The sequence below is a fragment of the Ferroacidibacillus organovorans genome, from assembly GCF_001642725.1.
GTDB classification, from domain to species: domain Bacteria; phylum Bacillota; class Bacilli; order Alicyclobacillales; family SLC66; genus Ferroacidibacillus; species Ferroacidibacillus organovorans.
Window position 1 is genome coordinate 1 of record NZ_LSUQ01000063.1, and the last position, 14,576, is coordinate 14,576.

Here is a 14,576-nt window from a genome sequence, read left to right on the forward strand (position 1 = left end):
CGCCTGTACGCTCCCTACGCCAATCGAACGAAGTAAACGCACTCAGTTTCGCGAGGACCTGTTACGACCACATTGCTGGTCGATTTGGCGTCGCGTTCACTGACGCTTTGCTCAACAAGGGATACTTGGCGGAACGAGAAGACGGGTATATCGTAACGCCACTTGGTGCGAAGTGGCTCGAAACATTTGGAATCGAAGAAAAGGTCGTTGAAAAACACGGATCCTCCGTTCCTAGGCACGTGGATTGGACCGAGCGGGTGCATCACATGGCAGGACCTGTGGCCTTGGCCGTCACAAAACGCCTGTTGGAGCTTGATTGGATTCGAAAAGGTTCCGTTCGCCGATCTATTGTTGTCACCACATTGGGTAAAGAAAAGTTGGAGTTGGAGTTAGAATTGACAGTCGGCAACGTCAATAATTCCCACCAGGTAGGACGTGGATCAAAATCCAGTTGATTGTTTCCTTTTGACTAGCACTCGAACCGAGCACCGTGTCAAACTCCATGGCACGGAATGTTCTTTTATTTCCGAGTTTCAATTTAATGTACGTACGCGATTATCGCGTATACAGTTAAGGGGCGATGCGAGCAATAAGTAGGTAAATTAATGTATATGGAATTTCGCTCCTGTAGTCCTAATCGTCGAACCAAACGTTCTTTAACCTTCGCAGCCCCTCCTCCATTTCTGTACGCTCAAGGGCACCGAACCCGAGATATACATACGGCAGGTCGTTACTTGGACCTATCCTAGTATCGTTTCCAGTATATATACGAACCCCCACCCTAGCAGCTCGTTCCGTTAAATCCCTCTCCGTTAGGATGGTTCGTACAAGAAGGGCAACGTGAAGCCCCGCGCCGATACCGGAGACCACAACGTGGTCCTCCATGATCATGCGTAGGGCATGCAGCATATCCTGGTGCTTCCCCCTATAAATTCGACGAAAGCGGCGAATGTGCCTATCCCAAAACCCGCGGGTAATGAACATCTCCATCACATTCTGTTGAATACGTGAGACCGGACAGTCGAATCCTTGGGACATACTTTTGAAACGCGCAAGAAGAGGTGGCGGGAGAACCATGTAATTCATACGAATTGCTGGCGTGAATGCTTTAGAAAACGTTCCGATATAAATCACTGAGTCCCTTTGGTCCAGTCCCTGAAGAGAAGGGATTGGGCGCTCACCGTAACGGAATTCGCTGTCATAATCGTCTTCGATGATAAAGCCATTTACAGCTTGAGCCCAACGCAGAAGTAGCATCCTCTTGTAATACGGCATGACCATTCCCTTTGGAAACTGGTGAGATGGAGTGACATAAACGATGTTCGCATCCGTTTCGCATAACTGATCGATGTCGAGACCATCGTGATCGAGACGGATGGGACGGATAGGAACACCTGAGTGCTCCAAAATGGCGCGTACACGATGGTACCCTGGATTCTCCATAGCCGCAACCATGGGGTACTCATTGAGAAGCGTTCGTATAACCCCAATGCAATACTGTATGCCATTTCCGATAACAATCTGTTCGGGGCCGCATCTCACTCCTCTAGAGTAGTGAAGGTACTTCGCCAATTCTCGACGAAGCCCCCACTCACCCTCAACTGCTCCGTAATCTAGCATTCTGCAATCCCTCTGATTCAAAAGTTCATTGAATAGTGACTTCCATAACGCGAATGGAAAATTTTTAGAATCGATCCGAGATGGGTGAAAGTCAATGTCAATCGTGGGAGCACTTTGCCCACTAGTTGTCTCAACGGGACTTCCAACCGCATCATGAGGCGCTAGGCTTGTCTCGACAGGCATAGTGAAATAACCACGCCGAGGGCGACTTTCAATGTATCCTTCAGCGAGCAGTTGTTGGTACGCCGTCTCGGCTGTGGTCTTACTAATGCGTAATGAATCAGCGAGACTCCGAATTGAAGGAAGTTTTGTTCCTGAGGATATACGCCCCGATTCGATTTCCGTACGAATGTACCTATACAGTTGTTCGTACCACGGGATTTGAGAATGCTCACTAAGACATATACTCACATCCACTCTGACCACCTCATTTAATTGCAAACTGACCATTGTCATCAGGACAGAATCATTATACCGTAAAATCACACTTTGAAGACATCGTTACCATCGTAAAAGGAGCGATCGTATGGTCAGCCAATCCGTACTTGCACAGACATTTGCTCAGTTACATCACCAATCTGCTCCGCTTGTTCTCCCCAATGCCTGGGACGCGATCTCCGCGCGAATCTTTGAGGACATAGGGTTTCAGGCAGTCGCAACTACGAGTGCAGGGATTGCGGCGAGTCTCGGTTACCCCGACGGAGAGCGTGTGCCCTTTAACGAGGTCGTTGTAGCGATTGATAGAATCGTGCGGAGTGTTCGGATTCCCGTTAGTGTCGACATCGAAGCGGGATACGGTAGGTCGCCAGCAGACGTTTGCGAAACCGTCAAGCAAGTTCTCGCGGTTGGGGCGGTTGGAATCAACATAGAGGATATCGAAGATGGTTCATTGCGGCATATAGATCGGCAGGCTGATCTGATTGAATGTATTAAAAAAACAGCGGATTTGTCGGGAATTCCGCTATTCATCAATGCGAGAACAGATTCTCTGTATAAGGGGGGGAATGATGTAGAACAACGTTTCGACGACACATTCAAACGTGCTCGTGCGTATCAACAAGCGGGTGCAGACGGTATCTTCGTATTTGGTTTCCATGACAAACAGGTCATACGTAAACTTATATCCGGTATTACTTGTCCACTGAATGTTTTGCTTGGACCGGAATCTCCACCCGTTCATGATCTACAGTCTTTGGGTGTGGCGCGAGTTAGTATGGGACCAGGCGCCTTTCGAGCGGCCATGGGCATCGTGCAGCGGGTCGGCCGTGAATTTCTATCTATGGGCACCTGCCAACACGTTGGACAGTTTGGCCTATCTTTTATGGATATTCAGCGTCTACTGCAGGATGGAAGAAGGGAAAGAGCATGAAGATTGTTGTCGCGGGATCTAGTGGCGTCGTGGGAAAATTACTACTTCCAAGATTAATGAGAGCCGGGCACGAGGTGATCGGATTGACTCGAAGTCGAGAAAACGCCGAGATCATCCGGTTAACCGGGGCACGAACCGTAATTGTTGATGTTCTGGATCGTGAGAGAACAATATCTGCAATTGGCGAAGTACGTCCAGATGCGATCATTCATCAATTGACCGCCCTTGGCCAGCGGGATTTCGCTGAAAATACTAGAATTCGCATTCAGGGAACCTGTAACCTTGTTCAAGCAGCTCTCGCGTCCGGCGTGAGTCGAATGATAGCACAGAGTATAGCGTGGGCTTATGAGCCTAGAGAGGGCCCAGCTACCGAAGAGGTGCCTCTCGATATCGACGCCCCAATGCCCAGAAAGCGGACAATTGACGGAATTGTCGCTTTGGAACGGGCCGTAGCAAAGGTACCAAATCACGTCATCCTTCGATACGGTATTTTCTACGGTAAAGGAACTTGGTATGACTGCAATGGATTCATGGCGGAAGAGATCAGGCAAAAGCGCATCCCGGCGACAGAAGGGGTAACTTCCTTCCTACATGTCGAGGATGCCGCGAATGCCGCCGTTCTCGCTTTAAATTGGCCGTCAGGACCCGTGAATATTGTGGATGACAAACCAGCAAAAGGAACTGAATGGCTTCCTCTTTACGCCAACGCAATTGGAGCCCCTTTGCCTAACTTTGAATCCTGTTCACAAGATTGGGAACGTGGCGCATCCAATCTCAAGGCTCGAAGCAGCTACGGATGGACACCACTGTATCCAACTTGGAAAGCGGGTCTTACTTTGGGGTTACGGCATCGGATGGATTAAGCAAATGACACAATGATGTACGCAGTTCATGAGAACATGACCAGCTTCCCGAGCATGACTTGCATTCGGTGGATTGCATTCGGATCCTCTAATTCACTGTATTAATTCCGTCAGAAGGTCAGAAATATGGCACCAAGAGCAAATCGAATGATTCGTAGTGCGAATAACTGTGGGGGGTAAAGGCTCGTCTCTCTTATTCTTACTACGAACATGGCCTTTAACGACAGGGGAGCCTTTATACCAACCTGCATATGTGTTAAAACTTGATCTATTTGAACACCGTGCTTTTATGATTTACAAATTATGAATATCGGGTCTTATCCTTCAGGGATTTTAAGGTTCACAATTCATCCGCGGTGCTATACTTTTGTTACCGCTCTGTCTCATCATTCTACCAGACAGTCGGCAGGGTTTATAGGTTGACCATCAGCATCTCCTATCGCTGAAATCATATCGAGAGGCTGAATAGAGAAAATCGGTCAACCGACGCCAGTTTTATGAAAAATTACATTCAACAAGCCCGGGGTGGGTGATGCAAGGATGGATCCGGTCATGATTCATCAGGCAGTAGATGCGCTCGTCAGCCGATATCGGACGAGCAACCCGTTTGTCTTGAGCCGATATCTCCAAATCGTACTTATGCCGAGAAAGACGCCAAACGGCCTGTGGGGCATCTATGTCTGGCACGATGCTCACGCATATGTTGGATACGACGAAGACTCCCCTCTGCCCAAACAGCATGAATTTGTGGCTCATGGCATCGGGCACTACGTACTTCATCGGGATTCAAAACCGCTAATCCTGGAATGGCGGGCACCACAAGACTGTCCGCTTGAACGGGACGCGCAGATGTTTGCAGAACGGCTTGTCATGGGAGCAACCATTCCCACACTCCACTGAATACCCAGTCGTTTTGAGTTGCCCCAGCCTATCGATTTCTCACGGTTCATCCTGGCCCGCTTCGTCCGCCCCATCCTGCTCCACATGGACACCTTGCATCAAGAGCATTGCAACAAAATTCGCAAATCGCCGAAGTTCCTTTCCGCCCTCCTCCACCGTCTGCGATTCCCAGAGAAACAAGAGATTCCACTTTTCAGTTGGCAGCAGTTGCTTCAGTTCCTCCGTCCATTCCTTTTTCACTTCATCCAAGGCATTTCGTGGCCGCAAATCATCCTCATAAAAATCGTCAATGAGCTTCTCCGCCAGCAGTGTTCTCGCCAGTTCACACACGTGATTTCCCTCCAGTGTCCACTTGTCTGTCCGAGATTACCTCTGCTTCGCCCATGTCATCAAGTCAAATTTTGCACTCATTCGGATTCCAATTGAATGCCTCCAAAAATAGCGAGCCACTCATGGCACCCGGCTGGCGCACCTTCTGCACCAAAGACCCCTATCCGGCGAGGTACGATGGCAATGTGGAAATAAGAAGGTTCCACACGAAGGCAGCGACCGATGTCGCTGCCTTTTGCTGTCACTCAGGAGGTGCGTCCCATGGTCCCAAGTCCCATCAAGTGGCAGGGCGGCAAGGCACGACTGCGCCGCATCATCCTGCCCCGTATTCCGGAACACATCTGTTATGTGGAGCCGTTTTTCGGGGCTGGATGGGTGTTCTTCGCAAAGCCCAAATCAAAAGTGGAGGTGATTGCCGACGTCAATACCGAACTGATGAACTTCTTTTCCGTGGTGAAATCGGACGTCGAGGGTTTCTTGCAACAGTTTGACTGGACGCTCTATTCGCGGGAGGAGTTCGTACACATCATGGAGCGTCGAGGACTCGAGCGCGATCCGCTCACCCGCGCCTATGATTTCTTTTACCGCATTCAAAGTCACTTCGGTGGAAAGTACAACAACGCCATCGACTGGGGATATGGTCGAGGAAAGCCTGCATTCGATTTTGGTGGCATTCGACCCCGCATGGAACTGGCTCATGAACGCCTGCGCGGGGTCTACATCGAAAACCGACCTTTTCACGACGTAATTCCGCGCTTCGATGGACCCGACACGTTTTTCTATTGTGATCCCCCCTACTTCGATCTTACAGGCTACCACCAGCACCCGTTTGCCAAGGAAGATCACCTACGCCTACGAGACACACTGGCGAGCGTTCAGGGAAAGTGGCTGCTCAGCATCAATGACCACCCGGAGGTGCGTCACTGGTACGCTGACTTCCCGATGGACTCAGTTGACGTTCTCTACTCCATCAGCCGTCAAAAGGGCGGGCGCAAATCCGGGGAACTGCTCATCTCAAACTATGCCCTGCCGACAAACCACGAAGAAGGCGTGGCCCCATGAACCCATCCATTAAGAAAGAGAAGCGTGATCCTGCCGAGAGATTCACCTATTACCACCTGGCGTTACCGACGGACAACACGACGACCCCGAAGCAGGCGCACACCTTGATTCAGTCCCTCGCAGAAATCGGATGGCAGAAAGGCAAGCTTGGCTGGCAACGTCCTCTTCCCTTTCGGTTCCTGCTGCTGAAAGAGGCGGGGCAATCGACGGTTCGGCTTCTGTTTGGCATCCCGGCGTCTCGCGACGACTCGTTTCGCTCGGCGTTTCGTGTCTCTTATCCACACGTGCACCTGATTTCCGAACCAAGCCCTTTTCCGACATCGCCTGCAGTAGACCGACGTGCCCTCGCCATCGCCTTTCGCAAGGGCGGACAGGGCCTGGAAACCTGGTTGCCCCTAGCCTCGTTTCGAATTGGCGGCCACGGCGACCCGCTCGACGGGATTCTAGTCGCCATGGGGCAGGACACCGCGAGCCAATGGGTGCTCGAAGTCTGGATGACGCCGATGCGCGACAGACGATTTCAGCGGGTCATCGCCGCCAAGAGCCGACCGCCCGGACAAAAGGGCGGCTCTGGGTTCTCGCTTTCCGAGGTGCTCTCAGAAGTGTTTGGCACGTCTCCCCGTCCCAAGCAACCAGTGCATCCTGCGCCCGATCCGTACGTCAACATCCGTCCCCTTGTGCAATCCCGCATCAAGGCTACCGAGCGCCCCTTTCAGGTGTCCGTTCGTCTTCTTGCCACCGGATCCACCAGTGCTCGGGGTCATCTGCACGCGATGCTCAGCGCCATGGCGCAACTGCGAAGCGAGGGTCGACTGGTGCCGAGTCGAATCGGCAAACGACGCCTGGCCAGGGCGATGCAACGTGGTACCGCGACGCGGCCGATGTGTTGGACTTCCGGAGAACTGGCGTCGCTTGTCCACCTGCCAGATCATGAACACCCTGGATTTGCGCACGTCGTCACGACGCAGGGGATTGTCCTGCCGCCACCTCCCGCTCTGACCAAGGGACTGCGGCTTGGCTGGTCCAACTTCCCCGGCGCAGAGGGCCGCGAGATTCACATTTCGCTTGGACAGGCGGCCAAGCACACGTTTCTCGCCGGGGCCACGGGCTCTGGCAAGACAACGACGCTGCTGCACATCATGCTCGGCATGGTCGAGGAGATGAAAGTCCATCCGGACACGGCGCCTGGCTTCACGTTCTTCGATCCGCATGGCGGCGCAATCGAACGACTCTTGTCCCACATCCCACCTTCTCTGCACGACAAGGTGCATCTGATTCCCCTCGGACCCACGCCGTTCCCACGTGGACTCAACCTATTTCGCATGGAGCACAAGTCGGACGCGGAGGCCATCACAGGAGAGTTTGTCACCACCCTGCAGGAACTCTGGCCGGGATCGCGGCCACGCTCGGAGCATTATCTTCGCAACAACGTGCTCTCCTTGCTGAGCGCCCCGCCCCAAACGGTGCTTGGCATCGCGCACCTGTTCTCGGATGATCGCTTTCGCGACCGGATCGTACCGAACCTTGCGCCCCACCTGCAGCAATTCTGGACCGGGGAATTTGCAGAAATCCGCAATATCGCGGATCACCTGGGCCCCCTTTGGAACAAGCTTGGCGCGCTCACGACCTACCCATCGCTGCGTCGGATTCTCGGCCAGACCAAAAGCGCCGTCGACACGCGCACCATTATGGATGACGGGCACATTGTGCTCATCGACGGGTCGGGCTGCACCACGGACGCCGTGAAAATCATCGCCGGTCTCTACCTCATCGACCTGCACTTCACCTGCAAGCGACGCCCCGAGCACCGGTCTCGACTGCACATCTTCTTTGGCGATGAGAGCCACCTCTATGCGGTCAACGTGCTGCAAAAAATCCTCGCCGAAGACCGCAAATTCGGCCTGTCGCTGTTCTTGGCCACGCAGTACTTGGACCAACTTCCCGACCCCATCCTAGCGGGCATTCTCGGCAACGTCGGCACGCTCATTTTGCTGCAGCTGGGGGGCCCGGATGCGGATCGGTTGACCCGGTGGCTGAAACCGGACGTGTCGTCGCGCGACCTGATGGCGCTCCCGGAGATGAACGCGCTCGTGCGTACGAAGCAGGACGGCGGTGCGACGGAACTGTTCTCCATGCAAAGTCCGCTCATGCCATCAGGCAATGCGGCATGGGCAGAGCAGGCAAAGGCACATTCGGATGAGGCAGATGGCCGTCCCGCCGAACAGGTCGACGACGACATTCTGGCCATGTATCCCCCCGCAAAAGTCCGGGGAACCAACACATTCCAGACCTAAAACGTCCCCTCCGCCCCTTTTGGCCCACAGAGGGTTACGCACAAGGTTGTGCATAGCCTTTGGCACAGTCTTACGCATCGTGATGGACTCGCCTAAGTCCCCACATCCCGCGCGGGGCGCGCCGTGACAGCCGTCCGACTTCGGGACATTTGTCCACATCCGCCGCCCCCGGAAAGGAGGAAGCCCATGTTTGTGCCTCGCCACATTGAACGCGAGATACTGCTCGCCCTCTACCGCTACAGCCTGCTGACGACGGAACAACTCAGTGTTCTGCTGCACTACGAGCAACCCACCCTCTATGCCGCCTTTCGCACCTTGAGGCAAAAGGGGTGGACCGAGTCCCTGTCGCTCGATTTCCTGCCCCGCAACGTCAAAGGATGGGTGCTCACGAAAGGGGGGATGGAGGTCGCCTTTGGGCTGACCAAGGAGTACCGCACCCGCCTTCTAAGGGAGTCCAGCCTTTTCGCGGGACAGACAGAACATCTGTACGGAAGCAATCAATTCTTCATCGACCTAATCCGAACCAGCCGCGCCTTGGAGGCAACTGAGGGGCTCATCGACTGGATTGGCATGCGCGACGCCGGTGAGCGTTACAGTGTCACGGACCGAAACGGCAAACGCTCCACCCCGTTGCGCCCGGATGGCATCGGCACCTATCGATTTCGAGATGAGAGTGAGGTCATTTTCCATGTGGAATATGACACTGGCAGCGAACATTTGTGGGTGCTGCACAACAAGCTTTGGCAATACGCGGATGTCTTGAAATCCTTCTGGGCGGACATCTCGTTTGCCAACGTCCTCTTCATCACCCGCGATGCGCGTCGCTCCGAGCGCATTCGGACGCTCTGGCGCGAAATGTGCAAAGACGCCTTTCGACGGCAGCCCATTCCTGCCGTGTGGACGGCTACGGAGTCCTCACTCGCCTCGGGACATCTGTTCGATTCGGTTTGGCAAGGCGTCGAAGGCGAACCCGTTTCCTTCCTCTACTTTCCACGTTTTGAGGGGGGACACGCAGACCGAAGCATCCCGTTTGGGAAACAGATTCGCATCCAACCGACGTTTGCAAAGACACATCGTGAAGGGGAGGACACATGAACCGACAACGCCCCGTTCAGGTGCTGCTCTGGGTGATGCTGTCCCTGTCCACACTCGGTTTTATCGATCGCGTCACGCAGCCGACGGCGAAAAACGTTCCGACATCAGGCATGTCAGAATCGGCGGTATTTCAGGATGAAGAAGTCTCTGCGTTTGCGACCGCATTCGCGAGGCAGTGGCTGACGTGGAACAAACAGGAGACATCAAAGGACTGGCAACGCCGGATGCAGCCATTTGTAACGCCCTCTCTGCTCCAGTCCGGCCAGCCCGTCTCCATAGGACCTAAACAAAAAGGTCAGCAGGTAGACGATGTCTTCCCAACGCATGTGCAGCGAGTTGGTCCCTCCGCCTATCTCGTCAACGTGGACGCACAAACCAGCCTGCACGCCCTTGTCGCGCTGACTGTGTCCGTGGAGTTGGATGCGCAACCTGTTGCCACGGCGTGGCCCATCCTGCACCCTGCTGCTCTGGGAAGTTCCCCCTCGACACCATCCGTCGGCCCTACCGCTCCTAATTCGATGACGGCCACGTTGAACCCCGTGGTGACGTCTTTCTTGCAGACGTACTTCTCGGGGCAATCCCCGACTGACCTTGCCCAGTTTGTGGCGCAGGGCAGCACAATCCAGCCTTTGCAGGGGCTCTTGAAATGGAAGGATCTTGTGAATCTGCAGGTATACGGTGCTGGTCCTTACACCGTCATTGCGACGGCAGAGGGGATTGACACATCCGACGGGGTGAGCATCGCGCAGACCTATGCCCTGAAGATGATTCAGAACGGCGGGAAGTGGTTTGTTTCCTCACTCGAACCCTGACCGAGATTTTACGATGAACGAACGATACGTCTTGACAACTGGAGGCGATTCCCTTGCCCCTACAATTTCTCGATCTATTCGCTGGTATCGGCGGCATGCGCCGTGGACTGGAGGACGCTGGGATGCAGTGCGTCGGTTCCGTGGAACGGGACAAGTTCGCGCGTCTATCCTATCAAGCGATTTTTCAAACGAAAGGAGAGTGGTCAGCCGATGACATCCAAACCGTTGAACCAGACGGCATGCCAAAGGCCGACATCTGGACGTTTGGGTTCCCCTGCCAAGACCTGTCTATTGCCGGAAAGCGCCGGGGATTTGGTGGGGAACGAAGCAGCCTGTTCTTCAGAGTGCTCGACCTCGTCTCGGCGCGTGCCGAAACTCATCGACCCGAATGGTTGGTCGCTGAAAATGTTGTCGGATTTCTTTCCAGCAACCTTGGATACGACTTCCTTGCCGCCCAAGTTGCGCTGGCCGAAATCGGGTACGACTGTGAATGGGACGTGTTTAACGCGACCTCGTTCGGTATCCCCCAACACCGGGATCGAGTGTTTCTTGTCGGCCATGCTCGAAATCGAGGTCGACGAACGGTATTTCCTCTCTTCCTCGACGCAGCAAATTCTCCTGGCGCAACTGCAAACAGAGCGGCGTCGAAAGACCCCTACACAATCGAACCTGAAAACCCTTTGACGACAAGTGCCAATCCCCTTACCGACGACGTGATTCTGTCGGCCGTCGCCTCTCCAGGGTTTTTGCGAAAACAGCAACGACGGCGATTCAAGGAGCCACACGAGCCGATGTACACGCTGACTGCCATGCAGCCGCACGGGGTTCTGGTCACCCGAAAAGGACGCGGAGCAGATGCCCTCTGGGTGCCACGCGACGTCGCCACCTGTCTGGATGCTAGTTACCACAAGGGACTGGACGCCCATCAAATGCGCACTGGCGTCATGGTGAGACCGATCGCGCGCTTGCCGAGTGATTCGGGGCAAACCGGGCGGATTTTTGATCCGAGTGGATTAGCTCCGACGCTCCTGAACCATCACGGCGGGGCCGTCGCCAAAATCCTGCTGGATGCTCGAATCCGCCGACTCACTCCGAAGGAGTGCTGGTGGCTGATGGGGCGGACAGACGCAGAGTTTGATTGCGCCAAGGCTGCGGGTGTATCCGATACACAACTTTACAAGCAGGCGGGCAACTCGGTTATTCCCCATATTGTAACCGCCATCGGTCGACGCATTGCCGCACAGACCCCAGAACACACACTCAAGTAGCGTTTTACATCGGGTCTGTTTGCAGGAATACCATCGCCAACCCGGGCATGGGCATTGCTTTAATTAGGAGGTGAGCAAAGTGGATTTCATCAGCACGGGGATCACCTGGGCGGAGCACGTTTTGCAGGCTGTGTTCCTTTGTGTGGCCGTCTATCGCGGCGTCAAACTGTACGCACACGGCGAGCAGAACCGGCTTTGGGGACACATCATCCTTTCCTGCATCCTCGCCATATTCGTGTTCTTCCCGCAGATCGCCCAGTTTCTCGCCACGTACCTGCTGCAAAAGCTCGGCATCAACCTCAGTGCCTGACCCGGTGGCCGACAAAGGAGTGTGATACAACATGGCTGAACCGCGTGCGGGTCAGGCTTTTTACCACGCGTACCGTTCTTTATTCAAGGTCAAAACGGTTCTCTACCAGATTGGCGATGTACGGCTCTGGATGCCCATCGACCAGGATCTCATCCTGCTCTGGCTACAGATCTTTCTCGTGTTCGTCTTTTTCTACTACGTGATCCCGATTCTCAAATGGCTCTCCCCGTTTGGTCCAGCACTCACCCTCAGTGTCGGCCCGGCTGCCCTCGCGTACACCCTGCACAAACTCGATCCAGCCGGGAAGTCGACGTCCGCCTATCTACGGGGAATTCTGCTCTTCTTGGTGCGCAAGAAGCACATCCGGCGCTTCGAGCGCATGGCGCTACCACGCGCACGCCGCGCGCTGCGCTGGTCCCTCTCCGCGAGGCGTTACCACACGGTCGACCTGGCGGACAGATGCCGCATTCGCTTCTTTCTTGCTGAACCACTCGACGGCCAACTCGAACCTAGGTCCACCTTGCGCGTGTACCCGAAAGCGCGGCTGCGCTGGCACAAACGAACCCATCGCTTCTCCCTCACACCGCTGCCCGACAAACGACTCCTGCATATCGACGACGTTCGGACAAAGCGCGGAAAGCGCATTTGGGTCTGGACCGTGACCGCGCCAGCGGATCTCACACTTACCGCATCGGACGCATCTGTCCAAACCCACCCGAGGAGGGGTGACAGATGAAGTGTCCCATTCTCTACTATGAGCAAAACGTCTATTTCGACGCAAGGCTTCAGGCGTGGGCTGCCTACCGCATACCCCAGCAGCCCTACGCCTTTTCGTCTCAGGAGAAAAAGCGCGCCATTGTCGATCAACTTCGCGGTTTCCTGCATGCACATCGTGGTGCCTGTCACCTGCTCTCCCTGACGGACGACATTCGTCCAACAGGATTCTTTCAGGGCGGCGATGGCCACAGTGCAGAATTCGAGCGATACCGCGCTGCGGTCATTGAAAAGGTCGCCAACCAACGGCCGTGGCGCCGTTCCCTGTTCCTGCTCGTAAAGCTTCCACGCTCCCGGTTTTCCGTACCAGACCTCGATCTTGCCGCACCTGGACGAACACTCGCGTCGCTCCGTGGTTTTGCAACAGGCCTTGGCCGAACACTGCAACAACAATTCCTGTCTGCCCCATCTGGTGAAATGGACCGCCAAGTGCTCGTTGACACCCTCTCTGCGGAATCGCTTGTCGCTCAGTCTGTTCACGCAGCACTCGGAGGCGAACGGCTGCAAAGCACAGACCTCGAATGGCTCCTGTGCCACCCGTTTCATCGTGCTCTTCCGGGCGCATCCGTGCCGCACTTGGGACTCGAACCGAGTTATCAAATCGCCGTACGCGGAGAACGGGTGATGCTCCGGCCACGCAAGTCCCTGCCCATTCTTATCACGGGAGACAGCGTAATCGAGGAACGACTGCGCACACTCGTCATTCATCATCAGGATGATGGCACACGACAAAGTTGGCAGACGTTTTTCTTTCTCGTCGATGTGCCAGAAGAGGTTTCCGACATCGGACAGGAGTGGCTGTATCGCCTCGACGACCTATCCGATCCGGTCGAGTGCAGTATCCACCTCGAAATGGAAGCGCCACACACAGCGGCTGCTGGGCTTGAACGCAGCCGCAAAGCGCTCAAAGATCAGCAACGGGAGTTTGTGGACGGAACAGGTGACCTGCCGCTTACGCTGGAATGGGCGGGCGATCGCGGACGTCACCTCGAACACAAACTCCAGCACGGCATGCCACTGGTCCATGCGACCGTGACGTTCGCGGTTTTCGCACCGACCCGCATAGAACTGGAGGCGCGTTCAACCCAATTTGCCCAACTGTGCAGTACGCTGCGTCTGCGCGTGGTGCGCTCGCCAGGAGATCAGGCGCAAGGCTTTCTGAACAGCCTACCTGGAACCGACCTGGAGAAAAAGCCGTGGTCCATCCCCATGGATCCAGGGTATCTCGCAGCAGGTGTTCCGCACGGTAGCCGGGACGCGGGAGACCCGACCGGGGATTACATCGGACAAACGCGCCAAGGCACGCCCGTGCTGCTGGACTTGGCCCGCCCGATGTCACGGGAACTCAATCGCAGCGGTGCCGTCGGCATTGTCGGCACGCTTGGCGGTGGAAAGTCGGTCCTGAAGAAGCTTCTCTTTTACCTGGCCTTCAACCGGGGCGGCAGTATTTTTTCCATAGACCCAAAGGACGAGGACGGTTGCTTCACAGGCATCCCTGAGATTGCAAAAGGACTCACCGTCCTTCGTCTATCTGCCGGATCACGAACACAAATCAACCCGTTTCGGATGGCGCAAAGTGAAGAACGCAGTCATGCCATCGCGCACGACTACCTGAGCCTGCTTCTTGACGGCCAGCGAAATGACGAGCGTGCGGACATCATCATGGAGGCCGTCGAGCGAACGTTTGCCACCCCGTCACGAGACCTCCATCGCGTGATGACCGAGTTGCAGAAACTCAGCCAATCGAACGGACACGAGGCCATGCGCGCGGAGGCCAGGCGGTGCTTCACCCGGCTTCAGGGATACACGAAAAGTCCGTACGGCCGATTGGTGTTCGCACGCGATGACGGGGTCAGTTCACTGCCCGACACGCGATTCG

13 protein-coding genes and 1 pseudogene are annotated in these 14,576 nt (G+C 55.1%); 12 read left to right on the top strand and 2 right to left on the bottom strand.

Going from position 1 to position 14,576, the window contains the following annotated elements:
• A pseudogene (locus AYW79_RS15935) lies at window positions 1-455 on the top strand (transcriptional regulator); the annotation flags it as partial.
• Between the two features lie 178 nt (window positions 456-633).
• Here AYW79_RS15935 and pdxR read toward each other — a convergent pair.
• Window positions 634-2,076: a MocR-like pyridoxine biosynthesis transcription factor PdxR gene (gene pdxR / locus AYW79_RS13355; RefSeq protein ID WP_082864668.1), complete on the bottom strand. Its 1,443-nt coding sequence runs from the start codon at window positions 2,074-2,076 to the stop codon at window positions 634-636.
• 70 nt (window positions 2,077-2,146) lie between these two features.
• Here pdxR and AYW79_RS13360 point away from each other — a divergent pair, with 70 nt between their 5' ends.
• The 3 genes from AYW79_RS13360 to AYW79_RS13370 all read left to right on the top strand — a co-directional run bounded on the left by AYW79_RS13360 (window position 2,147) and on the right by AYW79_RS13370 (window position 4,752).
• Complete coding sequence (locus AYW79_RS13360; RefSeq protein WP_067566884.1) at window positions 2,147-2,989, top strand: isocitrate lyase/PEP mutase family protein; 843 nt, start codon at window positions 2,147-2,149, stop codon at window positions 2,987-2,989.
• Window positions 2,986-3,852: an NAD-dependent epimerase/dehydratase family protein gene (locus AYW79_RS13365; protein WP_067566886.1), complete on the top strand. Its 867-nt coding sequence runs from the start codon at window positions 2,986-2,988 to the stop codon at window positions 3,850-3,852. Before AYW79_RS13360 ends, AYW79_RS13365 begins: the two co-directional genes overlap by 4 nt.
• A gap of 552 nt (window positions 3,853-4,404) precedes the next feature.
• Window positions 4,405-4,752: an ImmA/IrrE family metallo-endopeptidase gene (locus tag AYW79_RS13370; RefSeq protein WP_197460953.1), complete on the top strand. Its 348-nt coding sequence runs from the start codon at window positions 4,405-4,407 to the stop codon at window positions 4,750-4,752.
• A 39-nt stretch (window positions 4,753-4,791) separates the two neighbouring features.
• Here AYW79_RS13370 and AYW79_RS13375 read toward each other — a convergent pair whose 3' ends face one another.
• A complete protein-coding gene (locus AYW79_RS13375; protein ID WP_067566890.1) occupies window positions 4,792-5,082 on the bottom strand; it encodes a hypothetical protein in 291 nt (96 codons plus the stop codon).
• A gap of 261 nt (window positions 5,083-5,343) precedes the next feature.
• Here AYW79_RS13375 and AYW79_RS13380 point away from each other — a divergent pair, with 261 nt between their 5' ends.
• From AYW79_RS13380 to AYW79_RS13415, 8 genes are all read left to right on the top strand, one after another.
• Complete coding sequence (locus tag AYW79_RS13380; protein WP_067566891.1) at window positions 5,344-6,144, top strand: DNA adenine methylase; 801 nt, start codon at window positions 5,344-5,346, stop codon at window positions 6,142-6,144.
• Complete coding sequence (locus AYW79_RS13385) at window positions 6,141-8,438, top strand: type IV secretory system conjugative DNA transfer family protein (RefSeq protein WP_067953003.1); 2,298 nt, start codon at window positions 6,141-6,143, stop codon at window positions 8,436-8,438. The genes AYW79_RS13380 and AYW79_RS13385 overlap by 4 nt, the downstream gene beginning before the upstream one ends.
• Window positions 8,439-8,624: 186 nt before the next feature.
• Window positions 8,625-9,533 (top strand): replication-relaxation family protein, encoded by a 909-nt coding sequence (locus AYW79_RS13390; RefSeq protein WP_067566893.1) that lies wholly within the window; start codon window positions 8,625-8,627, stop codon window positions 9,531-9,533.
• Complete coding sequence (locus AYW79_RS13395; protein ID WP_067566895.1) at window positions 9,530-10,345, top strand: conjugal transfer protein; 816 nt, start codon at window positions 9,530-9,532, stop codon at window positions 10,343-10,345. Before AYW79_RS13390 ends, AYW79_RS13395 begins: the two co-directional genes overlap by 4 nt.
• Before the next feature lie 53 nt (window positions 10,346-10,398).
• The gene (gene dcm / locus AYW79_RS13400) at window positions 10,399-11,613 is read left to right on the top strand and encodes a DNA (cytosine-5-)-methyltransferase (RefSeq protein WP_067566897.1); all 1,215 of its coding nucleotides are present in this window, start codon (window positions 10,399-10,401) and stop codon (window positions 11,611-11,613) included.
• 79 nt (window positions 11,614-11,692) lie between these two features.
• On the top strand, window positions 11,693-11,923 hold the full coding sequence (locus tag AYW79_RS15375; protein WP_067953001.1) for a hypothetical protein: 231 nt from the start codon (window positions 11,693-11,695) through the stop codon (window positions 11,921-11,923).
• Between the two features lie 31 nt (window positions 11,924-11,954).
• A complete protein-coding gene (locus AYW79_RS13410; RefSeq protein WP_067566901.1) occupies window positions 11,955-12,659 on the top strand; it encodes a TcpE family conjugal transfer membrane protein in 705 nt (234 codons plus the stop codon).
• Window positions 12,656-14,576 (top strand): ATP-binding protein (locus tag AYW79_RS13415; RefSeq protein WP_067566903.1); only part of this gene is annotated, 1,921 nt, incomplete at its 3' end. The genes AYW79_RS13410 and AYW79_RS13415, both read left to right, overlap by 4 nt.

Bases quoted from the DNA above. Each gene is read 5' to 3' on its own strand.
- pdxR (WP_082864668.1), bottom strand. From the start codon at position 2,076: ATGACAATGGTCAGTTTGCAATTAAATGAGGTGGTCAGAGTGGATGTG.
- AYW79_RS13360 (WP_067566884.1), top strand. From the start codon at position 2,147: ATGGTCAGCCAATCCGTACTTGCACAGACATTTGCTCAGTTACATCAC.
- AYW79_RS13365 (WP_067566886.1), top strand. From the start codon at position 2,986: ATGAAGATTGTTGTCGCGGGATCTAGTGGCGTCGTGGGAAAATTACTA.
- AYW79_RS13370 (WP_197460953.1), top strand. From the start codon at position 4,405: ATGATTCATCAGGCAGTAGATGCGCTCGTCAGCCGATATCGGACGAGC.
- AYW79_RS13380 (WP_067566891.1), top strand. From the start codon at position 5,344: ATGGTCCCAAGTCCCATCAAGTGGCAGGGCGGCAAGGCACGACTGCGC.
- AYW79_RS13385 (WP_067953003.1), top strand. From the start codon at position 6,141: ATGAACCCATCCATTAAGAAAGAGAAGCGTGATCCTGCCGAGAGATTC.
- AYW79_RS13390 (WP_067566893.1), top strand. From the start codon at position 8,625: ATGTTTGTGCCTCGCCACATTGAACGCGAGATACTGCTCGCCCTCTAC.
- AYW79_RS13395 (WP_067566895.1), top strand. From the start codon at position 9,530: ATGAACCGACAACGCCCCGTTCAGGTGCTGCTCTGGGTGATGCTGTCC.
- AYW79_RS13410 (WP_067566901.1), top strand. From the start codon at position 11,955: ATGGCTGAACCGCGTGCGGGTCAGGCTTTTTACCACGCGTACCGTTCT.